At 65.3% G+C, this 23098-nt stretch carries 26 protein-coding genes and 1 pseudogene; 22 read left to right on the top strand and 5 right to left on the bottom strand.

Going from position 1 to position 23098, the window contains the following annotated elements:
* Positions 1-2 precede the first annotated feature (2 nt).
* From purM to XBLMG947_RS15865, 6 genes and pseudogenes are all read left to right on the top strand, one after another.
* Positions 3-1136: a phosphoribosylformylglycinamidine cyclo-ligase gene (gene purM, locus XBLMG947_RS15890; protein ID WP_181093286.1), complete on the top strand. Its 1134-nt coding sequence runs from the start codon at positions 3-5 to the stop codon at positions 1134-1136.
* A 12-nt stretch (positions 1137-1148) separates the two neighbouring features.
* Positions 1149-1612: pseudogene (locus tag XBLMG947_RS15885) on the top strand (hypothetical protein).
* A 22-nt stretch (positions 1613-1634) separates the two neighbouring features.
* Positions 1635-2255 carry a DUF2238 domain-containing protein gene (locus tag XBLMG947_RS15880; RefSeq protein WP_065469600.1) on the top strand — a complete coding sequence of 207 codons (621 nt, stop codon included), beginning with the start codon at positions 1635-1637 and terminating at the stop codon, positions 2253-2255.
* Positions 2242-2910: a phosphoribosylglycinamide formyltransferase gene (gene purN / locus XBLMG947_RS15875; RefSeq protein WP_065469599.1), complete on the top strand. Its 669-nt coding sequence runs from the start codon at positions 2242-2244 to the stop codon at positions 2908-2910. Before XBLMG947_RS15880 ends, purN begins: the two co-directional genes overlap by 14 nt.
* Before the next feature lie 65 nt (positions 2911-2975).
* Complete coding sequence (locus XBLMG947_RS15870; protein WP_065469598.1) at positions 2976-3791, top strand: DUF3108 domain-containing protein; 816 nt, start codon at positions 2976-2978, stop codon at positions 3789-3791.
* A 3-nt stretch (positions 3792-3794) separates the two neighbouring features.
* Positions 3795-4475 carry a DUF3108 domain-containing protein gene (locus XBLMG947_RS15865; RefSeq protein WP_065469597.1) on the top strand — a complete coding sequence of 227 codons (681 nt, stop codon included), beginning with the start codon at positions 3795-3797 and terminating at the stop codon, positions 4473-4475.
* 463 nt (positions 4476-4938) lie between these two features.
* Here XBLMG947_RS15865 and XBLMG947_RS15860 read toward each other — a convergent pair whose 3' ends face one another.
* From XBLMG947_RS15860 to XBLMG947_RS15850, 3 genes are all read right to left on the bottom strand, one after another.
* Positions 4939-5262 (bottom strand): hypothetical protein, encoded by a 324-nt coding sequence (locus XBLMG947_RS15860; RefSeq protein ID WP_065469596.1) that lies wholly within the window; start codon positions 5260-5262, stop codon positions 4939-4941.
* The gene (murA, locus tag XBLMG947_RS15855; RefSeq protein ID WP_065469595.1) at positions 5259-6533 is read right to left on the bottom strand and encodes a UDP-N-acetylglucosamine 1-carboxyvinyltransferase; all 1275 of its coding nucleotides are present in this window, start codon (positions 6531-6533) and stop codon (positions 5259-5261) included. The genes XBLMG947_RS15860 and murA overlap by 4 nt, the downstream gene beginning before the upstream one ends.
* Positions 6534-6764: 231 nt before the next feature.
* Entirely contained in the window at positions 6765-6992 is a 228-nt protein-coding gene (locus tag XBLMG947_RS15850; RefSeq protein WP_046964476.1) for a BolA family protein, read from the bottom strand.
* A gap of 53 nt (positions 6993-7045) precedes the next feature.
* On the opposite strand from XBLMG947_RS15850, the gene XBLMG947_RS15845 reads away from it, so the two are divergent.
* From XBLMG947_RS15845 to XBLMG947_RS15770, 15 genes are all read left to right on the top strand, one after another.
* Positions 7046-8047 carry a KpsF/GutQ family sugar-phosphate isomerase gene (locus XBLMG947_RS15845; protein ID WP_065469594.1) on the top strand — a complete coding sequence of 334 codons (1002 nt, stop codon included), beginning with the start codon at positions 7046-7048 and terminating at the stop codon, positions 8045-8047.
* A gap of 48 nt (positions 8048-8095) precedes the next feature.
* A complete protein-coding gene (locus tag XBLMG947_RS15840) occupies positions 8096-8644 on the top strand; it encodes a KdsC family phosphatase (protein ID WP_065469593.1) in 549 nt (182 codons plus the stop codon).
* Entirely contained in the window at positions 8641-9216 is a 576-nt protein-coding gene (gene lptC / locus XBLMG947_RS15835; protein WP_065469592.1) for an LPS export ABC transporter periplasmic protein LptC, read from the top strand. Before XBLMG947_RS15840 ends, lptC begins: the two co-directional genes overlap by 4 nt.
* Positions 9194-9775 (top strand): lipopolysaccharide transport periplasmic protein LptA, encoded by a 582-nt coding sequence (lptA, locus tag XBLMG947_RS15830; protein WP_083993166.1) that lies wholly within the window; start codon positions 9194-9196, stop codon positions 9773-9775. The genes lptC and lptA overlap by 23 nt, the downstream gene beginning before the upstream one ends.
* Positions 9775-10494, top strand: coding sequence for an LPS export ABC transporter ATP-binding protein (gene lptB / locus XBLMG947_RS15825; RefSeq protein WP_065469590.1), 720 nt, complete (start codon positions 9775-9777; stop codon positions 10492-10494). Before lptA ends, lptB begins: the two co-directional genes overlap by 1 nt.
* 40 nt (positions 10495-10534) lie before the next feature.
* Positions 10535-11974 (top strand): RNA polymerase factor sigma-54, encoded by a 1440-nt coding sequence (locus XBLMG947_RS15820; protein ID WP_065469589.1) that lies wholly within the window; start codon positions 10535-10537, stop codon positions 11972-11974.
* A gap of 87 nt (positions 11975-12061) precedes the next feature.
* On the top strand, positions 12062-12379 hold the full coding sequence (hpf, locus tag XBLMG947_RS15815; RefSeq protein ID WP_065469588.1) for a ribosome hibernation-promoting factor, HPF/YfiA family: 318 nt from the start codon (positions 12062-12064) through the stop codon (positions 12377-12379).
* Between the two features lie 21 nt (positions 12380-12400).
* A complete protein-coding gene (locus tag XBLMG947_RS15810) occupies positions 12401-12859 on the top strand; it encodes a PTS sugar transporter subunit IIA (RefSeq protein WP_065469587.1) in 459 nt (152 codons plus the stop codon).
* Positions 12856-13806: an HPr(Ser) kinase/phosphatase gene (gene hprK, locus XBLMG947_RS15805; protein ID WP_065469586.1), complete on the top strand. Its 951-nt coding sequence runs from the start codon at positions 12856-12858 to the stop codon at positions 13804-13806. The genes XBLMG947_RS15810 and hprK overlap by 4 nt, the downstream gene beginning before the upstream one ends.
* Positions 13803-14675 (top strand): RNase adapter RapZ, encoded by an 873-nt coding sequence (rapZ, locus tag XBLMG947_RS15800; protein WP_065469585.1) that lies wholly within the window; start codon positions 13803-13805, stop codon positions 14673-14675. Before hprK ends, rapZ begins: the two co-directional genes overlap by 4 nt.
* Positions 14676-15163: 488 nt before the next feature.
* Positions 15164-15556: a PTS sugar transporter subunit IIA gene (locus tag XBLMG947_RS15790; protein ID WP_065469583.1), complete on the top strand. Its 393-nt coding sequence runs from the start codon at positions 15164-15166 to the stop codon at positions 15554-15556.
* On the top strand, positions 15549-15818 hold the full coding sequence (locus tag XBLMG947_RS15785; protein ID WP_065469582.1) for an HPr family phosphocarrier protein: 270 nt from the start codon (positions 15549-15551) through the stop codon (positions 15816-15818). The genes XBLMG947_RS15790 and XBLMG947_RS15785 overlap by 8 nt, the downstream gene beginning before the upstream one ends.
* Positions 15819-15876: 58 nt before the next feature.
* Entirely contained in the window at positions 15877-17607 is a 1731-nt protein-coding gene (gene ptsP / locus XBLMG947_RS15780; RefSeq protein ID WP_065469581.1) for a phosphoenolpyruvate--protein phosphotransferase, read from the top strand.
* 288 nt (positions 17608-17895) lie between these two features.
* On the top strand, positions 17896-19257 hold the full coding sequence (gene mgtE / locus XBLMG947_RS15775; RefSeq protein WP_065469580.1) for a magnesium transporter: 1362 nt from the start codon (positions 17896-17898) through the stop codon (positions 19255-19257).
* 209 nt (positions 19258-19466) lie between these two features.
* A complete protein-coding gene (locus XBLMG947_RS15770) occupies positions 19467-20204 on the top strand; it encodes a carboxylesterase family protein (RefSeq protein ID WP_245228216.1) in 738 nt (245 codons plus the stop codon).
* A gap of 49 nt (positions 20205-20253) precedes the next feature.
* Here the strand turns inward: XBLMG947_RS15770 and cydB are convergent, their stop codons facing one another.
* Both cydB and XBLMG947_RS15760 read right to left on the bottom strand, forming a co-directional pair.
* Positions 20254-21270, bottom strand: a complete 1017-nt coding sequence (gene cydB / locus XBLMG947_RS15765) for a cytochrome d ubiquinol oxidase subunit II (RefSeq protein WP_065469578.1) — start codon at positions 21268-21270, stop codon at positions 20254-20256.
* Positions 21270-22667: a cytochrome ubiquinol oxidase subunit I gene (locus tag XBLMG947_RS15760; protein WP_065469577.1), complete on the bottom strand. Its 1398-nt coding sequence runs from the start codon at positions 22665-22667 to the stop codon at positions 21270-21272. Before XBLMG947_RS15760 ends, cydB begins: the two co-directional genes overlap by 1 nt.
* A gap of 20 nt (positions 22668-22687) precedes the next feature.
* Here XBLMG947_RS15760 and XBLMG947_RS22765 point away from each other — a divergent pair, with 20 nt between their 5' ends.
* Positions 22688-23053, top strand: coding sequence for a hypothetical protein (locus XBLMG947_RS22765; protein ID WP_139074413.1), 366 nt, complete (start codon positions 22688-22690; stop codon positions 23051-23053).
* Positions 23054-23098: the final 45 nt, after the last annotated feature.

Here is a 23098-nt window from a genome sequence, read left to right as displayed (position 1 = left end):
AATTGTTGCCCGAATGGGGCGCTAGCGCCAACGTGGCTGCTAAAATCGCCGCCTTTACTGCAGAGCCACCCCCGCCCGTGACCAGCCAAACGCCTTCCAGCCCCTCGCCCATGACCTATCGCGATGCGGGTGTCGACATCGACGCCGGCAATGCGTTGGTCGAACGCATCAAGCCGCTGGTCAAGCGCAGCTTCCGGCCGGAGGTGATGGGCGGTCTGGGTGGATTCGGTGCGCTGTTCGACCTGTCGGGCAAGTACAAGGAGCCGGTGCTGGTCTCCGGCACCGACGGCGTGGGTACCAAGCTCAAGCTGGCCCAGCAGTTGGGCCGCCACGACACCATCGGCATCGATCTGGTCGGCATGTGCGTGAACGACGTGCTGGTGCAAGGCGCCGAGCCGTTGTTCTTTCTGGATTATTTCGCCACCGGCAAGCTGGATGTGGACACCGCTGCGGCGGTGGTCGGCGGCATCGCGCGTGGCTGCGAGCTCTCAGGTTGCGCACTGATCGGCGGCGAAACCGCCGAAATGCCCGACATGTATCCGCCGGGCGAATACGACCTGGCCGGCTTCACCGTGGGTGCGGTGGAAAAATCGCAGCTGCTGGACGGCGCGCAGGTACGCAAAGGCGACGTGTTGATCGGCATTGCGTCCTCGGGCCCGCACTCCAACGGCTACTCGCTGATCCGCAAGATCTACGAACGTGCCGGCGCGCCGGCCGAGCATGTGCTGGACGACGGCACCACGTTGATCGATGCGCTGATGGCGCCGACCGCGCTCTACGTCAAACCGGTGTTGGCGCTGCTGAAGTCGCACGGCGAGGCGATCCATGCCATGGCGCATATCACTGGCGGTGGCCTCACCGAGAACATCATTCGGGTGATACCCGACGGGCTGGGTCTGGACATCGACGCCACCGCCTGGACGCTGCCGCCGATCTTCGCCTGGCTGCAGCGCGAAGGCGCGGTGGCCGATGCCGAAATGTGGCGCACCTTCAACTGCGGCATCGGCTTCGTGCTGATCGCATCGCCCGAGCAGGCCGCCGCGCTGGAGCAGGCGCTGGATGCGCAATCGCTGGCGCACTGGCGTATTGGCCAGGTGGTCAGCGCGCAGGGCGCCGAACGCGTGCGGATCGGCTGAGAGAAGACCTGCATGGATGCGCCCCCGGTCGCCGCCCCTTCCGCTACCGCTGCAAGCGCCGAAGATCTGCAGCAGCTCAAGCTGCTGTCGATCTTCCACTACGTGCTGTCCGGCATCACCGGGCTGTTTTCGTTATTCCCGTTGATCCACCTGTTCATGGGCCTTGCCATCGTGACTGGCCATCTGCCCATGGAGAACACCAGCCCCGACGCGCCGCCGATGGACCGCGCTGGTTCGGCTGGTTTTTCGTGGTGTTCGCGGCAGCGGTCATCTGTTGCGGCCTGACGTTGGCGGGATTTATCGCCTATGCCGGCCGTTGCATCGCCCAGCGCAGGCGGCATCTGTTGTGCCTGATCGTGGCCGGCATCTCCTGCTCATTCATGCCGTTCGGCACCGTGCTTGGCGTGTTCAAGCTGGTGACGCTGCTGCGCCCGCAGGTCAAGGCGTTGTTCGGCGTCGCTGCACCCGCCGCCTGAGATCGACGTGAGCACACCCGCGTTGCGCCGTCCCAAGCTGGCGGCATTGCTCATCACGGTCGCGGTCTTTTCGGTGAGCTGGATCACACCGCTGTGGCCAGTGGAACAGGCGCTGCCTAGTTCGTTGACGGTGCTGGGGCTGCTTGCGCTTGTGTGGGGCGTCGACTGTCGCTGGCCACTGGGCACTGGCGCATTCGTGGCCATCTGCGTGTTCATCGGCATGCACTGCCTTGGCGCACGCTGGCTGTATTCCAACGTGCCCTATGACAGCTGGAGCCGGCAGTGGCTGCAGTGGTCGCCCAATGCCAGCTTCGGCTGGACGCGCAATCATTTCGACCGGCTGATCCATCTTCTGTTCGGGCTGTGCTTCCCGCCAGCCATTGCGCAGCTGGCGATGCAGCGGTGGCCACGCCTGATGCTTCGGCACGCTTTCGCGCTGACAGTGATGACCATCATGTGCGTCAGCCTGGTGTACGAATGGTTCGAATGGGGCATCGCGCTATTGCTGTCGCCACAGGCCGCCGAAGCCTACAACGGCCAGCAGGGCGACATCTGGGACGCACATACCGACATGCTGCTGGCCACCCTCGGCAGCCTGGCGGCCTATCCTGCGGTGAGGACACGATTCAATGCACGCACCTGACGCCCGCCTACGCCTGGCCGTGCTGGCGTCCGGGCGCGGCAGCAACCTGCAGGCCATCCTGGATGCGATCGCCAGCGGGCGCCTGCCTGCCGAGGTGGTCGGGGTGTTTTCCGATCGATCGCAGGCAGCGGCGCTGCAGAAGGTCGGGCCGGCGCGTCGCTGGAGCGCCAGCCCGCGCGATTTCGCCGATCGTGCTGCGTTCGATGCCGCACTCGGCGATGCGATCGCGGCCGTGCAGCCGGATTGGGTGGTCTGCGCGGGCTACATGCGCATCCTGGGCGAGGCGTTGGTGCGCCGCTTCGCCGGGCGCATGCTCAACATCCATCCGTCGCTGCTGCCCAAATACCGTGGCCTGCACACCCACGCGCGCGCACTGGAAGCCGGCGATGCCGAGCATGGTGCCAGTGTGCATCTGGTGGTGCCTGAGCTGGATGCCGGCAGCGTGATCGCACAGGCCCGCGTGCCGGTCCTGCCCGGCGACAACGCCGAGCAGTTGGCCGCGCGCGTGCTGGCGCGCGAACATCCGCTCCTGCTGGCCACCCTGGAGCTGCTCGCCGCAGGCCGCGTACAGATCCACGGCGACGCCGTCCACCTCGACGGTCAGTGCCTGTTTACACCACTGCGACTAGAGTCCGATGACATCGCATTGACCTGAATGCGGATACATCCCCCTCATCCCGTCTCGGACATCCTTGCGGCCTCCGTGCTCGCTACCAGCGCATGAACGTCATCCCGATCGCCGCCGCGCTGCTGACCGTCGCCCTGCTCAGCCAGGCTGGCACTGGCCGTGCGCAGCAGACACCTGCCGCGCCGTCACCCGCTGCGCCTGCTCCGGCCACTGCGCCAGCATCCGCAGCCGCCCTGTCCGCAAGCACTTGGACGCCGCCACCGCTGGAGCCGTTCGTGGCCACCTATCAGGCGTTCTACCGTGGCAAGGAGGCCGGCGATGCCACCATGCAAGTGAGCCACGGCGAAGGTAGCCAGTGGCGCATCGACATGTCGGTGCGTGGCCGCAAGGGCTTCGCCAGCATCCTGGGCCTGAACCTGGAACAGAGCACGGTGTTCCGTGTGGATGGCGACACGTATGTGCCGCTGAGCCAGAGCACGGTGCGCAAGGCGGTGTTCTTCGGCAAGAAGGTCACTGGCGTCTACAACTGGCAAGCCGGCACCGCGCAATGGGACGGCGACCTGAAGAAAGAGCGGCAGCAGCCGATCCCGCTGCAGCACGGCGACCAGAGCGCGTTGTCGCTGAATCTGTCGCTGATGCGCGATGCGCAACCCGGGCGCAGCCTGAGCTATCGCTATGTCGATGTGGGCAAGGTGCGTAAATACGACTACCGCGCTGCCGATGCCACCGAAGGGGTGCAGGTGGGCGATCTGAGCTACGACGCATTACGCGTGTACCGCGTCAACGGCGGCGACAACGAAACCATCCTCTGGATCGCCAACGGGGTTCCGACTCCGGTGCGCATCCTCCAACGTGATAAAGGTGAGGATCAGGTCGATCTGCGCCTGGTCGAATACCAAGGAGCCTGACCGATGAAAACCTTCTCCCGTCCCAGCGCCATCATTGCCGCCGCATTGGCCGTGGTCAGCCTGCCAGCGTTCGCCATGCAGCCATTCCAGGCCGACTACTCGGCCAACTACATGGGCATGCAGGCCAACGGCACCATGACCCTGGCCGCTGCGGGCGCCAATCAGTGGCGCTACACGCTCACCATCCAGAACCAGCTGGCCAACCTGACCCAGAGCACGGTGTTCGAAGAAGCCAATGGCCGGCTGCGCCCGGTGAGCAGCAACGACACCTCGTCGATGATGGTCAAGCGCCGTAACGTCACCGCCAACTACGACTGGAAAACCAGCCAGGCGACCTGGGGCGGTGATATCAAGCCAGACCGCCGCGGCCCGGTGAAACTGCAACCCGGCGACATGGATGCGCTGCTGATCAACCTGGCGATCACGCGCGATCTGGCCGCCGGCAAGCCGCTGAACTACCGCATGGTGGACGAAGGCCGCATCAAGCCGATGAGCTACAAGGTGGTCGGCAAGGAAACCATCACCGTCAACGGCAAGCAGGAACAGGCGACCAAGGTGTCGCGCGTGGACGGCGACAAGGAATTGATCGCGTGGGTGGTCAAGGATCTTCCGGTCCCGGCGCGCCTGCTGCAGAAGGAAAAGGGCCAGGACGCACTGGATCTGACCATCAAGACGCTGCGCTGAGCGCTCTGTGCCCGACCGAGCGTGCCTAGAAGCACGCTGAGGTGCGCTGCTGCGCACGCATCTCGCGTGGACAGCAGATAACAGCGGTTTAAAGCGTGGTGAATCGAGTGCGGTGCCCTCACCAGGCAGTTCGCGGGCTGCTTTGTTGAAAGCGGGAGCAGCAACTGACGGTTGAAGGCACGGTGAGGACACCACGTCAAACACCTTACGTGCGCCTCGATTGAAGAACGCCACGCCAGAGCGCTGAGTGTTGCTTGGTTCAAATTTTGCACACCGACCATCGTGACTTGTCCTTGCCCGTCTACCGTCGCGGGACCTTATGCGGCATGGATGCCGCATAAGAGCCTACACGGACGTACTTGCGGCGTGTCCTGCGATGGTGGGCGGGCAAAGGGCTCTGCAGCCAAGCCGCAGCTCAGCCGCTCTGCACGCACCGATCGGAGCCAGACCGAGCTGCGACCTATCAGGGCTTGGTCGCAGCCTTGTCATCGCCGGTCGTAAACACCGTGCGGCAGTCCACACGGATCTGCTGGTCGTTCTTGCGCCAATAGAACAGGTCGCAATGGCGCTTGCCTTCGACGGTCTTTTTCACCGCTACCGCATAGAACGATTGCGCGATCTCGTCGCGGCTGGCGGTGCCGTCGTTGTTCCAGTCCATGTCCTTGAACTCGACGCCCTGGGTGATCGCCATGCCCACGCTCCAGGCATAGGCCAGCCACGCCAGGATCAGCACGATTACGCTCAACAGGATCTTGCGCCGGGTGGTGAAGCGACCGCGCAGGATCATGCGGTGCGCCGGATGGTCGCGCCCAGCGCCCCCAGCTTCTCTTCGATGTTTTCGTAGCCACGGTCCAGGTGGTAGATGCGATCGATGGTGGTGTCGCCGTCGGCCACCAGCCCGGCCAGGATCAACGACGCCGACGCGCGCAGGTCGGTGGCCATCACCGGCGCGCCGCTGAGACGCTCGGCGCCGCGCACGATGGCAGTATGGCCTTCGACCTGGATATCCGCACCCAGGCGCAGCAGTTCGTTGACGTGCATGAAACGGTTTTCGAAGATGGTTTCGTTGATCACGCCCACCCCGTCGGCCACGCAGTTGAGCGCCATGAATTGCGCCTGCATGTCGGTGGGAAACGCCGGGTACGGCGCGGTGGTCAGGTTGACCGCGCGCGGGCGCTTGCCGTGCATGTCCAGGGTGACGCTGTCGGCGGTGGTGGTGATGGTGGCGCCGGCCTCGGTGAGCTTGTCCAGCACCGCGTCCAGGGTGTCCGGGCGCGCGCGACGCACGGTGACGCTGCCGCCGGTCATTGCTGCAGCGACCAGGAAGGTGCCGGTTTCGATGCGATCCGGCAGCACCGCATGGTGCCCGCCACCCAGGCGCTCCACGCCCTGCACCACGATGCGCGGGGTGCCGGCGCCTTCAATCTGCGCACCGAGCGCGATCAGGCAATCGGCAAGGTCGGTGACTTCCGGTTCCATCGCCGCGTTTTCCAGCACCGTGGTGCCTTCGGCGAGCACGGCGGCCATCAGCACGTTCTCGGTGCCGGTGACGCTGACCATATCGAACACGTAGCGACCGCCCTTCAGGCGCCCGTTGCTGGTGGCCTTGATGTAGCCGTTCTCCACGCTGATCTCGGCGCCCAGCGCCTGCAGGCCCTTGATGTGCTGATCGACCGGGCGCGAACCGATCGCGCAACCGCCGGGCAGCGACACTTCGGCGGTGCCGTAGCGCGCCAGCAGCGGGCCCAGCACCAGGATCGAGGCGCGCATGGTCCTGACCAGCTCATACGGCGCAATCTGATGGGTGACCGAGCGCGGGTCGACCAGGATCGAGCGGCCCTTGGCCAGCGTGCCTTCGTCGATGGTGACCTCGGCGCCCAGCTCGCTGAGCAGCTTCACCGTGGTGATCACATCGTGCAGGTGCGGCACGTTGCTGATTTCCACCGGCGCATCGGCCAGCAGGGTGGCGCACAGGATCGGCAGCACTGCGTTCTTGGCGCCGGAAATATTGACTTCGCCATGCAGCGCTTGGCCGCCGGTCACTACGATTTTTGCCATGGGAATCTGAGAAATCCAAAAAGAAAGGTGTGTCGGGGGGAATGAAGTGCGAGCGTTTTGGCCTTGGTGCGAACGGCGTGGCGCTGAGGCGGACAGATCGAACGGCATCGGCCAGCGCTGGAGACAGTTGCCCGGCGCTCGTGGAGGACGATGGAAGGGTCAGTGTGAGACAGATGCGTATCGATTGCCGCCCTGGTCCAGACCGCTTGACAGCAAGCGTAGCCGACGCGCTCAGCCTTCTTCGGGCGTCAGCGTCTTCAACTGCAGCGCGTGGATCGCTCCGCCCATCAGTTCGCCCAGGGTCGCGTAGACCATCCGGTGCCGCGCCAGCGGGGCCTTGCCGGCAAAGGCCGGGCTGACCACGGTGGCTTCGAAGTGCACGCCGTCGTCGCCGTGCACGTCGACGCGGGCTTCGGGCAAGCCGGATTCGATGAGTTTACGGATGGTTTCGGCGTCCACAGGGCGTTTCCTCATAAAATAAGCGCACATTCTACTCTCCACCCGAGTCCCGCATGGCTGTCTCGCACCTGCCCTCCGCCACCGTCAGCGACGCCAGCCTGGTCGCCAGCGGCCAGCGCGTGCTGGAGATCGAGCGCGAGGCGCTGGCCAGCGTGGGCGCGCGGATCGGCAGCGAGTTCGCCGCCGCCTGCAAGCTGGTGCTGGCCTCGCGTGGCCGCGTGGTCGCCACCGGGATGGGCAAGTCCGGCCATGTGGCGCGCAAGATCGCCGCCACCCTCGCCTCCACCGGCACCCCGGCGTTCTTCGTGCATCCGGGCGAAGCCGGTCACGGCGACCTGGGCATGATCACCGAGGCCGACATCGTGCTGGCGCTGTCGTATTCGGGCGAATCGGACGAAGTGCGCATGCTGCTGCCGGTGCTCAAGCGCCAGGGCAACCCGATCATCGCCATGACCGGCCGCGCAAGTTCCACCCTGGCCCAGGCCGCCGACGTGCACCTGGACGTCAGCGTCTCCGCCGAAGCCTGCCCGTTGCACCTGGCCCCGACCTCCAGCACCACCGCCTCGCTGGCGATGGGCGATGCGCTGGCAGTCGCCCTGCTCGATGCCCGCGGCTTTACCGCCGACGACTTTGCCCGCTCGCACCCGGCCGGCAGCCTGGGCCGGCGCCTGCTGCTGCACATCACCGACGTGATGCACGCAGGCGACGATCTGCCGCGCGTGCGCGAAGACGCCAGCCTGAGCGAGGCGCTGATGGAAATGAGCCGCAAGCGGCTGGGCATGACCGCGGTGGTGGACGCCGATGACCGCCTGATCGGCCTGTTCACCGACGGCGACCTGCGTCGCGCGCTGGACAGCGATATCGACGTGCGTCGCGCAGGCATTGCGCAGGTGATGACGCGCAACCCACGCACCATCGGCGCCGACCAGTTGGCCGCCGAGGCCGCGCGGCTGATGGAGGACTACAAGATCAACGGCTTGATCGTGGTCGATGCGCAGCAGCGCGCGGTCGGCGCATTGAACATTCACGACCTGTTGCGCGCCAAGGTGGTTTAACAGGTTCAGTTTTCAACCGCCGGACCCCGTTCTTACCGATTCGTACCGATGCCCTATTCCCCTTTGCAGCACCTTCCCGCCGAGCTGATCGAACGCGCCGCGCGGATCCGCCTGGCCTGCTTCGACGTCGACGGCACCCTGACCGACGGCCGCCTGTACTACGACCATGCCGGTCACGAGAGCAAGGCGTTCAACGTGCTCGACGGCCAGGGCCTCAAGCAACTCGACCAGGCCGGCATCCATGTCGCGCTGATCACCGCGCGCGCCAGCCTGTCGGCGGAAAAGCGCGGCCAGGACCTGGGTCTGCACGTGCAGATCGGGGTCAAGAACAAGCGCATGGCGGTGCTTGCGCTGTGCCAGGAGCACGGCTTGTCGCTGGACCAGGTGCTGTTCATGGGCGACGACCTGCCCGACCTGCCCGCTCTGCTGGCGGTCGGCCTGCCGGTGGCGCCGGCCAACGCACACCCATGGATCGCCGAGCGCGTGCAGTGGCATACCCGCGCCCGTGGCGGTGACGGTGCCGCGCGCGAGGTCTGCGATGCGTTACTGGCGGCGCAAGGCCAGGTCGAACGCATCATCGAAGGCTTTTCCGCATGAGCTGGAACTGGCGAACCACCTTGGGCGTCGTACTGTTCGCCGCCGCCATCATCTCCGGCTGGTCGGCCTGGAAGCAGCGCGCGCGTCCGGTCGCCTCGGCCGTCCAGGAGTCCGGCGCGGACTACATCCTGCGCGACTTCGAGCTGATCACCCTGGACAAGCAGAGCGGCAAGGAAGCGATGACGCTGCGCGCCCCGGAAATGCATCGCAATCGTGCCGACCAGACCGCAGACATCACCACGCCGGTGTTTCTGATGCCCGACAACGCCAACCAGCCGTGGACCCTGCGTTCCAAGACCGGCTGGGTCAACCCGGATGGCACCCAATTGCGTCTGCGCGGCGATGTCCAGGGCGACAGCCCGACCGGCGGCGCAACCCCGCCGACCACGTTCCGCACCCAGAGCCTGGACGTGTTCCCGCAACAGAACATCGCCAAGACCCAAGCGCCGGTAACCATGACCCGCCCGGGTATCATGCAAAGTGGCGTCGGCTTCGAAGCCGACCTCAAATCACGCCAGTACAAGCTCCTTTCTCAGGTCAAGACCCGCTATGAACCGAATGCTGCCCGCTAAGCTGGCGTTTGCCGCACTGCTGTTGCCTGCACTGGCGATGGCCAAGACCAGCGATCGCAATCAGCCGATGGCGATCGACTCCAATGCCAACGACTGCAACATGCTCGATAACAGCGGCAAGTGCCGTTTCAGCGGCAATGTGGTGATTACCCAGGGCACGCTGGAAATCCACGCCGATACCGCCGATATCTTCCAGAAGGACGGCCAGACCGATCGCGTGGTGCTCAACGGCAAGCAGGCCACGCTCAAGCAGCAGATGGACGACGGCGCGATGATGCACGGCCAGGCCGACAACATCGAATACAAGGTCGCCGATGAAATCATCATCCTGACCGGCAATTACACGGTCGACTCGCCCAAGGGCACCAACGCCGGCCAGCGCATGGTCTACAACACCAAGACCGGCAACATGCAAAGCGGCGGCGACGGCAGCCGCGTGCGCACCATCATCCAACCCAAGACCGCAGCCCCGGGAGCAGCGACGCCTGCTGCCGCGCCTGCGACCAACCCGGCACCGGCAGCAGCCAAGCCCGCCGCCAAGCCGCAGGGGAAGAAGTAATGCTGGTCGCCACCGGTCTGCGCAAGAAGTACAAGCAACGCGAAGTGGTCAAGGAATTCGGCCTGACGCTGGAGGCCGGCGAAGTGGTCGGTCTGCTTGGCCCCAACGGCGCCGGTAAAACCACCTGCTTCTACATGATTGTCGGCCTGGTCGAGGCCGATGCCGGCCGCATCGAGCTGGACGGCCGCGACCTCACTGCCGAGCCGATGTACGCACGCGCCAAGTTGGGCGTCGGTTACCTGCCGCAGGAACCTTCGATCTTCCGCAAGCTCACCGTGGCCGACAACATCCGCCTGGTGCTGGAATTGCGCGAGGAACTCGATGACGCCGGCCGCGAGAAAGAACTGGCCTCGCTGCTGGAGGAACTGCAGATCACCCATGTGGCCGATCAGCTTGGCGCCAGCCTCTCCGGCGGCGAGCGGCGCCGCTGCGAGATCGCGCGTGCGCTGGCGGCCAGGCCGCGCATGATGCTGCTGGACGAACCCTTCGCGGGCGTGGACCCGATTTCGGTCGGCGAGATCCAGCGCATCATCATCCACCTCAAGGAGCGCGGCATCGGCGTGTTGATCACCGATCACAACGTGCGCGAAACCTTGGGAATCTGCGACCGCGCGTATATCCTCGCCGAGGGGGGCGTGCTGGCGCAGGGGGCACCGGACACGCTGCTAGCCAATCCCGACGTTCGTCGCGTGTATCTGGGGGAAACTTTCCGCCTTTGAGCGCGTCGCCGCGCCAACGCTTTTTCCAGTCAGTGCCCGCATGAAAGCCCGGCTCCAGACATCGCTAGGACAGCAGTTGGTCATGACGCCGCAATTGCGTCAGGCGATCAAGCTATTGCAGATGTCCACCACCGAGCTGGAACTGGAAATCGCCGAAGCGGTGGAGACCAATCCGCTGCTGGAATGGGCCGACGAAGCCGCGCATGCGGCCAGCGACATCGCAGTGGAATCCTCGCCCTCTGCGTCTACCGAAGAGCCCCAGCGCGAAGAAGCGGCGCCCGCCGAGCGCGACGACGATTGGTCGCAGGACGAACTGCAGTGGACCGGCTCGGGCAGCGGCGGCAGTTTCGACGACGACGACTCCGGCGATGCCGCCGAGCGCGTGGCCGAATCCGAAACCCTGGCCGATCACCTCTTGTGGCAGCTGCATCTGTCGCCGCTGTCGCCGCGCGACCGCCAGATCGGCGCGATGCTGATCGACGCGCTGGACGAAGACGGCTACCTGCGCGAGCCGCTGTCGGCCATTCTCGAAACCCTGGCGCTCGGCGCAGCCGTGTACGAAGCCGAAGTGCTCACCGTGCTGCACCAGATCCAGCGCTTCGATCCGGTCGGCGTGGGCGCACGCACACTGGGCGAGTGCCTGGCCTTGCAGTTGGCCGTGCTCGACGCAGCCACTCCAGGCCGCGAGCTGGCATTGCAGATCGTCGCCGGCCCGCTGGAACGGCTGCCGCGCAGCGGCGTAGCCGGCCTGGCACATGAACTCAAGCGCTCGGCCACCGATGTCGAACAGGCCGTGCAGCTGGTGCGCTCGCTGGACCCGCGCCCGGGCAAGCAGATCGGTGACCTCTCGCAAGACACTTACGTGGTGCCCGACTGCGTGATCTGGCGCCAGCGCGGCGTGTGGCGCGCGTCGCTCGCCGGCCGCTCGCAGCCCAAGGTCACCATCCACCGTGGCTACGAGAACCTGATCCGCAGCTGCGGCGAGTCCGACGCCGGCTATCTGCGCGGGCAGCTGCAGGAGGCGCGCTGGCTGCTCAAGAGCCTGGAAGCGCGCGGCGAAACCCTGCTACGGGTGGTGCGCTGCCTGCTGCAGCACCAGGCCGGGTTCCTGGAATTCGGCGCGCAGGCGCTGCGCCCACTGACCCTGCGCGAGATCGCCGGCGAGCTCGGCCTGCACGAATCCACCATTTCCCGGGCCATCGCCCGCAAATACGTGCGTACCCCGCGCGGCACCATCCCGCTGCGCTCGTTCTTTGCCTCCGGCATCGACACCGACAGCGGCGGCGAGGCCTCCAGCACCGCCATCCAGGCCATGATCCGGCGCCTGATCGACGCAGAAAACCCGCGCAAACCCTTGTCGGACGCCAAACTGGCAGATCTGCTGAAAACATCCGGCGTACCAGTGGCGCGGCGCACCGTTGCAAAGTATCGTGAGGCCATGAACATTTCCGCCTCCCACGAACGCGTACGCATCGCCTGACGTTGCAACCACCGCAACGCCGGCCTGCGCCGGGTTTGTCGGATCACCGGAACGGTTCATTGGCCCACCGACCAATGGAGGTATCCGATGCGCATCGAGACGTATGGCCACCAGATTGAAGTGACCCCCGCCCTGCGGGACTACGTGGCAAACAAGCTGCAGCGACTGCAGCGCCATTTCGACCAGCACTGCGAAGTCCGAACGCAGCTGGCCGTTCGCAAGCCGGACCACCACGTTGTCGCCACCGTCAACCTTCCCGGTCGCACCCTGCACGCAGATGCCAGCGGCTCCACCATGTATGCGGCCATCGACCTGCTGGTCGACAAGCTCGACCGCCTGGTGCTAAAGCACAAGGAAAAGAAATGTAACCACCACGCACGCGAGGTGCGCGACAATCCCGCATGACGCTTCCCGCTTGATGCCCTCATGCCTTTAACCGATCTAATGGCGGCCGTGCGCACCGTGGTGTCGCCGGCCGCCGATCGCGACACCGTCCTGCACACCGCCGCCGACCTGCTGTCCTGCCGACAGGCCGGCGCCGACGAGCTCTATACCAATATGTGCGAGCGCGAGGCCCTGGGCAGTACCGCCATCGGCCACGGCATCGCCATCCCGCACGGACGCTGCCCCAACCTGACCGAACCGCGCGGCGCCTTGCTGCGACTGGACACGCCGGTCGCGTTCGGCGGCGACGGGCCGGTGGATCTGATCTTCGCCATGGCCGTGCCGGCGCACTACACCCACCAGCACCTGATGCTGTTGTCGGAACTGGCCGAACGATTTTCCGATGCGGACTTCCGTCAGCAGCTACGCGCCGCACCCAACGCCGATGCCCTGATGGCCTTGCTCACCGACGGGCCACCACCGCAGGCCAGCGCGGCATGAATACCAGCATCACCGCACGCGAACTGTTCGACCAGCAGCGCGACAAGCTGGCCCTGCACTGGGTGGCCGGACAGAAGGGCGAGCACCGCGAGATCCAGGCTGGCAGCAACAATGCGCGACGCCCGTCGCTGGCCGGCTACCTCAACGTGATCTATCCCAACAAGGTACAGATCCTGGGCACCGAAGAACTGGCGTGGCTGGATTCGTTGGACGCACGGCAACGCTGGGAAACCATCGAGAAGATCATCCAGGTGCAACCACTGGCACTGGCGATCAGCAAGAACCAGTCCTGCCCGGAAGATCTGCGCGCGGCGGCCGACGAATCCAACACCCCGTTGTGGATCTCGCCCAAGCGCGGCCACGAACTGCTCAACCACCTCTCCTACCACTTGGCGCGCACGCTGGCGCCGCGGGTCACACTGCATGGCGTGTTCATGGAGATCTATTCGATCGGCGTGCTGATCACCGGCGAGGCGGGCTCGGGCAAGAGCGAACTGGCGCTGGAACTGCTCAGCCGCGGCCACCGCCTGGTGGCCGACGATGCGCCCGAGTTCACCCAGATCGCCCCCGACGTGCTCGACGGCACCTGCCCCGAGCTGCTGCAGGACCTGCTGGAAGTGCGCGGCCTGGGCGTGTTGAACGTGCGCGACATGTTCGGCGACACCGCAGTGAAGAAGAACAAGTACCTGCGCCTGATCGTGCACCTGACCCGGCCGATGACCGAGCCCACCCCGTCCGGCTACGAACGCCTCACCGGCGATTCCGGCAGCCGCCACGTGCTGGACCTGGACGTGCCGCTGATCACCCTGCCGGTGATGCCCGGCCGCAACCTGGCCGTGCTGACCGAAGCGGCCACGCGGCTGCACATCCTGCGCACCAAGGGCATCGATCCGGCGGCGATGTTCATCGCCCGCCACAGCAACCTGCTGGAGCGACGCACGCCATGAGTACCGCGCCCTCCACGTTGATGATCGTGAGCGGGCTGTCCGGCTCGGGCAAATCGGTTGCGCTGAAGACCTTCGAGGATCTGGACTACTACTGCTCGGACAATCTGCCGGTCGAGTTGCTGCCGGACTTCGTCAAAAGCCGCCTGCGCGGCAACCCGATCGGCGACCAGCGGCTGGCGGTGGGCATCGACGTGCGCAGCCGCAGCGACCTGACCCAGCTGGCGCAATGGCGTCAGGCCGCACAGGAATACGGCATCGAAGCACGCCTGCTGTTTTTCGAAGCCAGCGACGAGGCATTGATCAAGCGGTACGCCGATACCCGCCGGCGCCATCCGCTCAGCCATCTCGGCCTGGCACTGCCGGAAGCGATCACCCGCGAGCGTCAGTTGACCGAACCGCTGCGCGCGCAGGCCGACGCCATCATCGATACCAGCACGCTCAACGTGCATCAGTTGCGCCGCCGCGTGGTCACCGAATTCGCGCTCGGCTCCAACGACCGGTTGTCGCTGCTGTTCGAATCGTTCGCCTACAAGCGCGGCGTGCCGGCCGAGGCCGACTTCGTGTTCGATGCGCGCGTGCTGCCCAATCCGCACTGGGACCCGGAGCTGCGCCCGCTCACCGGCCGCGACGCCGGCGTGCGCAACTATCTGGACAACGAGGCGGATGTGCAGCGCTACAGCGCCCAGATCGTCGATCTGCTCGACACCTGGTTGCCGCGCCTGCGCAACGACACCCGCAGCTACGTGACCATTGCCTTCGGCTGCACCGGCGGCAAGCATCGCTCGGTGTATCTGGCCGAACGCATGGCGCGGCATGCACGCGAACAGGGTTGGCCGGAGGTGGCGACGTTTCATCGCGAGCAGGACTGAAGGGCTGGGATTCGGGATTCGGGATTCGTCGAAGCGGCATCCTGCGATGTGAGCGTGCTGCACTTACGTTGAAGTGGCTCTTCTGCGCTGCCTTACCTTGGGTTGCGATCGTTTGCATATGGCCTGCATCATGGCGCTGCGCAAGGCGACTCTCAGGCATGACACGGCTCGGACGCCGACATCCTGAAAGCCGCTCGGCGTCTTCGCTTGAGGCGCTATGCAACGCTGCAAGACCACTGCGTTGGTGCCGTTCCGCCACGATAGCTACACGGCCCCGCTCGCTGAATTGAGAACGGCAGCGTTCGCTTGTGACCTGGGCTGCACTGCTGACGTCGCGCACTTCACGGATCTGCGCCACACACCCAGCAACGCGATGGCGACACGCCGTTGCGGGTCGCTGCAGCGGTTCTAAACGGCTATTCAGTTCGTAACGCTTCTGTGCCGGCAGACGCTATCGCGCAGTCATGCCGACCTGTTAACGTTTCGGCATGTCCTGTGGCATTCTCCTCATTACTCATCCCGGCATCGGCGCAGCGTTGTTGAACGTGGCGACGAGGCTGTTGCGGCAGTTGCCGTTGAAGACCGAAACATTCGATGTGCCGTTCGATGCAGACCTGGACGCCTTGCTGCCCCAGGCGTCGTCGGCGATGCGTCGGGTCGACAGCGGCGACGGCGTGCTGGTCATGACCGACCTGTACGGCGCCAGCCCCAGCAATCTCGCCAGTCGGTTGGCAAAGCTCGGCACACCGGTTCGCCGGGTGTCTGCATTGAGCCTGCCGATGTTGCTGCGCGTGATGAACTACCCCGAACAAGGATTGCAGGAGCTGCCCGCCACTGCGGCGGCCGGTACCCGCAACGGAGCGATCATCGACGATGCTTGAACGCGAACTCATAGTGTCCAACCGACTCGGACTGCATGCGCGGGCCACCGCCAAGCTGGTGCAGACGCTGTCGTCCTATCGCAGCAACGCCACGCTGGCGGCGAAGGGCCGCGAAGTGAATGCCAAGAGCATCATGGGCGTGATGTTGTTGGCCGCCGGCCAGGGCACCAGCGTGGTGGTGCGGCTGGATGGCGAAGACGAAGCCGAGGCCTTGCAGGCGTTGGTGGAGCTGTTCGAGCGTCGTTTCGACGAGGACAGCTGAGCGTGCGCGGCGTCGGTGCCGTTGCGACCGATACGGCGCCGCTGCGCCAGGCACGCGCGTGAGCCTGCGCCTGCGCGGACATGGCGCTGCGCGCGGCAACGCACTTGGCCGCGCGCGCGTGCGCCAGAGCCATACGCTGGAAGTGGCCGAACAACGCGTGCCCGCCAACCAGGTGGAAACACAGTTGCAGCGCCTGCATACGGCGATCGAGTCCGCGCGCGGCGAAATGCAGCAGTTGCGCGATCGCCTGCACGGCGCACTGGCGCGCGAGGTCGGCGAATTTCTCGAACTGCATGCACTGCTGCTTGACGACCCGGAGCTGCTGCAGGGGCTGGATGAGTTGATCCGCACCCACCGTTACAGCGCCGACTATGCCTTGCGGGTGCAGCGCGACCGCCTGGCAGCAGTGTTCGACGGGATGGAGGATGCGTATCTCAAGAGCCGTATGGACGATCTGGATCATGTGATCGGCCGCATCCATGCGTTTCTGCACAAACGCGCGCCCGACCTCAAGGGCGTGGCCGGCGAGATCCTGGTCTGCGACAACGTGGCCCCGTCCGAGCTGGCGCAGCTGCAGGCGCAAGGCGTGGTCGGCATCGTCACCACGGCCGGCAGTGCGCTGTCGCATAGCGCAATCCTGGCACGCAGCCTGCATCTGCCGTTGGTGGTGGGCGTCAGCGACGCGGTGCAGCGCATCGAAGATGGCGACGTGCTGATCGTCGATGCCGGCTCGGGCCAGGTGATCGTCGACCCCAAGCCCGAGCATCTACGTGACTACCGCGAGCGCCTGCGCGCGCTGGCCAAGGAACAGCGCGAGCTGGGCCGGCTGCGCTCCAAACCCACGCGCACCCGCGACAACGTCGACATCACCCTGCTGGCCAACGCCGAATCGCTGGAAGACGTGGCTAAAGCGCATGCGCTCGGCGCCAGCGGTCTTGGCCTGTATCGCACCGAATTCCTGTTCCTGCAGCGTAACGAACTGCCGGACGAAGACGAACAATTCCACACCTACCGCGACACCGTGCTGGGCATGAGCGGCCGCCCGGTGACCATCCGCACATTGGATCTGGGTGCCGACAAGGCCGACCGCACCGGCCTGACCTTGAGCGATGAGGACAACCCGGCGCTCGGTCTGCGTGGCGTGCGCCTGTCGTTGGCTCGGCCGGTGGTGGCACAGACGCAGTTGCGCGCAATCCTGCGTGCCTCCGGTTACGGGCCGGTGCGCATCCTGGTGCCGATGGTCAGCGGCCGCGAAGAAATCCTGCTGCTGCGCAAACAGCTGAAAAAGCTCACCGCGCAGCTGCGCGAGGAAGGCCACGAGATCGCCGAGCACATCCCGCTGGGCGCGATGATCGAAGTGCCGGCCGCCGCATTGGCGCTGGATTGCTTTATCGACGATATCGATTTCCTGTCCATCGGCACCAACGATCTGGTGCAGTACCTGCTGGCGGTGGATCGCAATAACGAGGCACTGGGCGAGCTGTATTCGCCCTTGCACCCGGCGGTGTTGCGGCTGATCGCGCAGGTGATCGCCACCGGGAGCACATACGGCAAGCCGGTAGCGGTGTGCGGCGAGATCGCCGGCGACCCGCGCTTCGTGCCGATGCTGCTGGCGTTGGGTCTCACCGAATTCAGCCTGCATCCGGCCACCTTGCTGGAAGTGCGCCGCGCGGTCCGCGACACCCAGTTAGGCGAGCTACGCGTGCACGGCGAAAAATTGCTGCGCGCGCGCGACCGCAAGGGCATCGAAAAATGGTTGACGGGCCATGCGCAGGGGCTGCTGCGGTAACAGCTGCGCGCGGCGCACACCTGGTCCCGCAGCGCGATGCATGTTTGAAAACCGCGTCTTTTCTCCTTAGATACGCGCATCGAGGAGGATGCCCGCATGGGCGATGGCGAAACCCAACATGCATGTTCACCGCCGCCCTCGCGGCCGTGATGCGTCCACCGCGCGCGCCCTGCGCAAACGCGCTACAGCGACGCTGTATGTTTCGTCACCATGCGCAAGCGATAATGCTGTGCTGACCCAGCACCGCGTCCTCCACTGACGGCGCGTCCATTCTTTACGGGGAGCCGCATGGCCGAAGCCGTCCGCCACGACAGAACCGCGCGCCAGCTACGCTTGCTGTCCGACGCGCTGGATAGCGGACGCCTGGGGCCGGTACGCCGGCTGGTCAATACGCTGGCGCCGGCGGAGATCGGCAACCTGCTCGAATCGCTGCCGCCCGGCAAGCGCGAAGTGGTGTGGGGCCTGGTCGATCCGGAAGACGACGGCGAAGTGCTGCTGCACGTCGGCGACGAAGTGCGCGAAAGTCTGCTGGCCGACATGGACCCGGACGAGATCGTGGCTGCGGTCGAAGACCTGGACATCGACGATCTGGCCAACCTGGTCGAAGACCTGCCCGACACCGTCATCGACGAAGTGCTCAAGTCGATGGACCGCGAAAACCGCGAGCGGCTGGAGCAGGTGCTGTCGTATCCGGAAGACACCGCCGGACGTCTGATGAACCCGGACGTGGTCACCGTGCGCGCAGACGTCAACGTCGATGTGGTGCTGCGCTACCTGCGCCTGCGCGGCGAGCTGCCCGACCACACCGATCACCTGTACGTGGTGAGCCGGCGCCATCAATACCTGGGCCGCGTGCCGCTGGCTGCGCTGGTCACCCACGAAGACAGCACGCCGGTCAACCGGCTGATCGACGACGAGCAGCCGGCGATCGATGTCGGCGACGGCTCCGACGAAGTGGCGCGGCGCTTCTCCGACCACGACTGGATCTCCGCGCCGGTGGTGGACGACAACAACATCCTGCTCGGCCGCATCACCATCGACGACGTGGTCGACATCATCCGCGAGCAGGCCGAGCACCAGGCCATGAGCGCGGCCGGTCTGGACGAGGACGAAGACATGTTCAGTCCGGCGCGGCGCGCGTTCCGGCGCCGCTTGATCTGGCTGGGCATCAATCTGTGCACCGCGTTCCTGGCTTCCAGCGTGGTCAGCCGGTTCGAAGGCACCATCGAAAAACTGGTGGCGCTTGCGGCATTGATGCCGATCGTCGCCGGCATGGGCGGCAACGCCGGCACCCAGGTGTTGGCGCTGATGGTGCGTGGCCTGGCACTGGGCCAGATCGGCTCGTCCAATGTCATGACCCTGCTCAAGAAGGAGCTCACCGTCGCGCTGATCAACGGGTTGTGCCTGGGCATCGGGCTTGGCGTCATCGTGCTGGCCTGGTTCCGGCAACCGATGCTGTCGCTGGTGATCGGCACCGCATTGACGGTGAACATGCTCACTGCGGCCTTCGGTGGGGTGCTGGTGCCGGTGACGTTGAAACGGTTGGGCTTCGATCCGGCATTGGCCGGTGGCGTGATCCTGACCACCTTGACCGACGTGATGGGCTTCCTGAGCTTCCTCGGCCTGGCCACGTTGGTATTGCTGCCCTGACCTGCGGCAGTGGCGTTGCGGTGAGTGCGCCTGCCGTGCATGGGATGACGACAAGCAGATGAATATTCGACAGGAATCACCGCGCCGCGACACGCTAGCGCACCGGCATGCGGTAATACTGCAACCATGTGATCGGTCGGGAGAGCTGCGTGATTCGTCGTTGTCTTGTTGTCATTGCCTTTGCACTCCTGTTTGCAGGGTGTTCCAGCATGGCTGAGCGCCACCACGACGAACGCCGCGGCCACTTCGTCACCCGCACGCTGAAACTGGAAGAGCGCCTGTACCGCTATCAAGTGTTCGTGCCGGCTTCAAAGGTGCCGCAGCCACGGCCCATCGTGCTGTTCCTGCACGGCTCGGGCGAGCGCGGCGATAACGGGCGCGACCAGGCCGAAGTGGGCGTCGGTCCTTACCTGAGCGAACACACCGCCGACTTCCCCGCACTGGTGGTGCTGCCGCAGGTACCCGACGACGAAGAATGGCTGGGCGTCAATGCGCGCATGGCGATCGCCACGCTGGATGCCGCCAGCGCCGAATTCAGCGCCGACCCGCAGCGCACCTACCTCACCGGCATTTCGATGGGCGGCTATGGCGCCTGGGAAATCGGGCTGATGCAGCCGCAGCGGTTTGCGGCAATCGTGCCGATCTGCGGCGCGCTCAAGGCGCCGCGCGATGAGCGCCGCACCTTGTACGTCAGCCTGGTGGCGAAGGAAGCGGACCCGTACACCGCGGCAGTGACGCAACTCAAGCACGTGCCGATCTGGATGTTCCATGGCGCCAAGGACGATTCGGTTCCGCCGCACGACGACCGCGCGTTGTATCGCGCCGCGAAGGGCGTCGGCGCCAATGTGCGCTACAGCGAATACCCGGAAGGCAACCACAACGCCTGGGACACGACGTACGCGAACCCGACGATGTGGGAATGGATGTTCAAGCAGCGCCTGCGCTGACAATGCGCAACGCCGCGCTGTCGCGATAGCATGACACGGCCAGTGCGCATCAGTGGTGATACCCAGTGTCTGCGGTGACCTTGCCGCGGAACACGCGGTACGACCACACCGTGTAGCCCAGGATCAGTGGCAGCAACATGACCAGACCCACCATCGCAAATAGCTGCGAAGACGGCGGCGCGGCGGCTTGCCAGATGGTATAGACCGGCGGTACCAGATACGGCCACATGCCCAGCACCAAGCCCAGGAAGCCCAGCACGAACAGGCCCATCGCCAGCAGGAATGGGAAGGCATCCGAGCGCGCCGCGTCGGTCGCGCGCCACAGCGCATATCCCACGATGGCGACCAGCAGCGGCACCGGCATCAGCCACAGATAATGCGCACCATTGAACCAGCGCTCCATCACATGCGATTGCAGCGATGGCAACCACGCGCTCACCAGGCCGATGAAGATCAGCACGCTGATGGTCAACGGCCGGCTCAACTGCCGCGCCAGGTGCTGCACATGGCCTTCGGTCTTGAGGATCAACCAAGTGCTGCCGAGCAGCGCATAACCGAACACAAGGGCGGCGCCGGTCAGCATCGCGAAGGGGCTGAACCAGCCCCAGATGCCGCCGACATAGCGGTCGTTCTCGATCGGCAGGCCCTGCACCAGCGCGCCCAGAATCACGCCCTGCGCGAACGTGGCCAGGATCGAGCCGGCCGCGAAGGCATTGCTCCACAACCGCCGCGAGCGGTGCGCCTTGAAGCGGAACTCGAACGCCACCCCACGGAACACCAAGGCCATCACCATCAACAGCACCGGCAGGTACAGCGCCGACAGGATCACCGCGTAAGCCTTGGGAAACGCGGCCAGCAGCCCTGCCCCGCCCAGCACCAGCCAGGTTTCGTTGCCGTCCCAGATCGGCGCGGCGGTGTTCATCATCAGGTCCAGCTGCGCTTCGTCCTTGCGAAACGGCGCCAGGATGCCGATGCCGAGCACGAAGCCGTCCAGCACCACGTACATCAGCACGCCGAAGCCGATCACCGCGAACCACACCACCGGCAGGAGGGTCGTCATGTCCATCAGGCAGCTCCATCGATTGGTTCGTCCGCGGCCGATAGCGGCCGTGCGGGCGTGTGTTCGCCATGGTCCAACTGCGGCGCATCGTGCGGGGTCGGACCGATCTTGCCGATCTTGACCAGGTACCAAATGCCCCAGCCGAACACGAACGCGTAGCCGGCCACATACACCGCCAGCGAGATCGCGGTCATCAGTACAGACTGCGGCCCCACCGCATCGGCGGTGCGCAACAGACCGTAGACCACGTACGGCTGCCGGCCGATTTCGGTGACGAACCAGCCCGAAATCAGTGCGATGAAACCGCTCGGCAACATCCAGCGCCAGGTCGCCAGCAACCAGCGCCACTGCATCAGCTTGCCGCGCCACAACGCGAATGCAGACACCCAGGCCACCAGCAGCATCAACGAGCCGATCCCCACCATGATGCGGAAGGCGAAGAACACCGGCGTCACCGGCGGGCGCTCGCGTGCAGGCACCGAAGTCAGCGGCGCGATGGTGCCATCCAGGTGGTGGGTCAGGATCAGGCTACCCAGGCGCGGAATCGCCAGTTCGTAATCGTTGCGCTCGGCCTGCGCATTGGGCACGGCGAACACCACCAGCGGGAATCCCTTGCCCGGTTCTTCAGCGTGCCAGTGCGCCTCCATCGCCGCGATCTTCATCGGCTGATGCTTGAGCGTGTTCAGGCCGTGCATGTCGCCCACGAAGATCTGCAGCGGCACGGTGATCGCGGCAAACACCACCGCCAGCTTGAGCATGCGCAAGCCCGCCTCGCGATGCACGCCACGATGCAGATACCACGCGCCCACCGCACCGACCACGAAGCATGTGGTGATGAACGAGCCCAGCGCCATATGCGCCAGCCGGTACGGGAACGAGGGATTGAAGATGATCTTCAGCCAGTCGACCGGATGCACGATCCCGCCAATCACTTCGTAGCCCGCGGGCGTCTGCAACCAGCTATTGGACGAGAGAATCCAGAACGTGGAAAACAGCGTGCCCAGCGCCACCATGCAGGTGGCGAAGAAATGCAATCGCTCGGAAATGCGCCCCCAGCCGAACATCATCACGCCCAGGAAACTGGCTTCCAGAAAGAACGCGGTGAGCACCTCATAGCTCAGCAGCGGCCCGATCACGCCACCGGCAATCCGGCTCAATTCCGGCCAGTTGGCACCGAACTGGAAGGCCATCACGATGCCGCTGACCACGCCCATGCCGAACGACACCGCGAAGATCTTCTGCCAGAAGAAATACAGCTCGCGCCAGACCGGCAGGCGGGTGCGCAGCCAGCGCCATTCCAGAAACGCCAACAGGCTGGAGAGTCCGATGGTGAATGCCGGAAACAGCACGTGGAACGCGATGACGAACCCGAACTGGATCCGCGATAACAGCAGTGCGTCCATGGAGAGTCCTCCAGGAAAAAGTGATCGTCGGCGTGCAGGTTGCAGACTATCGCCGCAATGCGGTGGATTGGGCGATCGCGAGCAAGCTGCTGCGCTACGTGATCATCATAGGAACGGTCGGGCTCGTTCCCGATGCGACACGGCGTCGCATCTGCGGCAAATTGCCGCTCTTTACACCACCGTGCTGTGCCCCACGTCGCGCTATGCAACGCGCATTGCCGCGAATGCAGGCCAGTGGCGGGAAAAACCTGTCACTGCGGCGTGCCGGGCTCCGGCGATCGCACCCGGGCGCACGATGGAAGACCCACCACGCCATCCCTTCCAGAGGCAGGTCGCCGGAACGCTGCGGCCGCACCCGCTCCAAGATCCGCAAAAAAACCGAGTAAAAACCGGGGTCAGGTGCAATTAATTAAGCCAATCAGATCCTTAGG

This window comes from Xanthomonas bromi (assembly GCF_900092025.1).
Classification (GTDB): Bacteria; Pseudomonadota; Gammaproteobacteria; order Xanthomonadales; family Xanthomonadaceae; genus Xanthomonas; species Xanthomonas bromi.
The sequence above is the reverse complement of the archived record's forward strand: the minus strand, read 5'-3'. Positions and strand labels throughout refer to the sequence as shown.

Excerpts from the sequence above, each read along its gene's own strand:
- purN (WP_065469599.1), top strand. The coding sequence starts at position 2,242 with ATGCACGCACCTGACGCCCGCCTACGCCTGGCCGTGCTGGCGTCCGGG.
- XBLMG947_RS15870 (WP_065469598.1), top strand. The coding sequence starts at position 2,976 with ATGAACGTCATCCCGATCGCCGCCGCGCTGCTGACCGTCGCCCTGCTC.
- XBLMG947_RS15865 (WP_065469597.1), top strand. The coding sequence starts at position 3,795 with ATGAAAACCTTCTCCCGTCCCAGCGCCATCATTGCCGCCGCATTGGCC.
- XBLMG947_RS15860 (WP_065469596.1), bottom strand. The coding sequence starts at position 5,262 with ATGATCCTGCGCGGTCGCTTCACCACCCGGCGCAAGATCCTGTTGAGC.
- murA (WP_065469595.1), bottom strand. The coding sequence starts at position 6,533 with ATGGCAAAAATCGTAGTGACCGGCGGCCAAGCGCTGCATGGCGAAGTC.
- XBLMG947_RS15845 (WP_065469594.1), top strand. The coding sequence starts at position 7,046 with ATGGCTGTCTCGCACCTGCCCTCCGCCACCGTCAGCGACGCCAGCCTG.
- XBLMG947_RS15840 (WP_065469593.1), top strand. The coding sequence starts at position 8,096 with ATGCCCTATTCCCCTTTGCAGCACCTTCCCGCCGAGCTGATCGAACGC.
- lptC (WP_065469592.1), top strand. The coding sequence starts at position 8,641 with ATGAGCTGGAACTGGCGAACCACCTTGGGCGTCGTACTGTTCGCCGCC.
- lptA (WP_083993166.1), top strand. The coding sequence starts at position 9,194 with ATGAACCGAATGCTGCCCGCTAAGCTGGCGTTTGCCGCACTGCTGTTG.
- lptB (WP_065469590.1), top strand. The coding sequence starts at position 9,775 with ATGCTGGTCGCCACCGGTCTGCGCAAGAAGTACAAGCAACGCGAAGTG.
- XBLMG947_RS15820 (WP_065469589.1), top strand. The coding sequence starts at position 10,535 with ATGAAAGCCCGGCTCCAGACATCGCTAGGACAGCAGTTGGTCATGACG.
- hpf (WP_065469588.1), top strand. The coding sequence starts at position 12,062 with ATGCGCATCGAGACGTATGGCCACCAGATTGAAGTGACCCCCGCCCTG.
- XBLMG947_RS15810 (WP_065469587.1), top strand. The coding sequence starts at position 12,401 with ATGCCTTTAACCGATCTAATGGCGGCCGTGCGCACCGTGGTGTCGCCG.
- hprK (WP_065469586.1), top strand. The coding sequence starts at position 12,856 with ATGAATACCAGCATCACCGCACGCGAACTGTTCGACCAGCAGCGCGAC.
- rapZ (WP_065469585.1), top strand. The coding sequence starts at position 13,803 with ATGAGTACCGCGCCCTCCACGTTGATGATCGTGAGCGGGCTGTCCGGC.
- XBLMG947_RS15790 (WP_065469583.1), top strand. The coding sequence starts at position 15,164 with ATGTCCTGTGGCATTCTCCTCATTACTCATCCCGGCATCGGCGCAGCG.
- XBLMG947_RS15785 (WP_065469582.1), top strand. The coding sequence starts at position 15,549 with ATGCTTGAACGCGAACTCATAGTGTCCAACCGACTCGGACTGCATGCG.
- mgtE (WP_065469580.1), top strand. The coding sequence starts at position 17,896 with ATGGCCGAAGCCGTCCGCCACGACAGAACCGCGCGCCAGCTACGCTTG.
- XBLMG947_RS15770 (WP_245228216.1), top strand. The coding sequence starts at position 19,467 with ATGGCTGAGCGCCACCACGACGAACGCCGCGGCCACTTCGTCACCCGC.
- cydB (WP_065469578.1), bottom strand. The coding sequence starts at position 21,270 with ATGGACATGACGACCCTCCTGCCGGTGGTGTGGTTCGCGGTGATCGGC.
- XBLMG947_RS15760 (WP_065469577.1), bottom strand. The coding sequence starts at position 22,667 with ATGGACGCACTGCTGTTATCGCGGATCCAGTTCGGGTTCGTCATCGCG.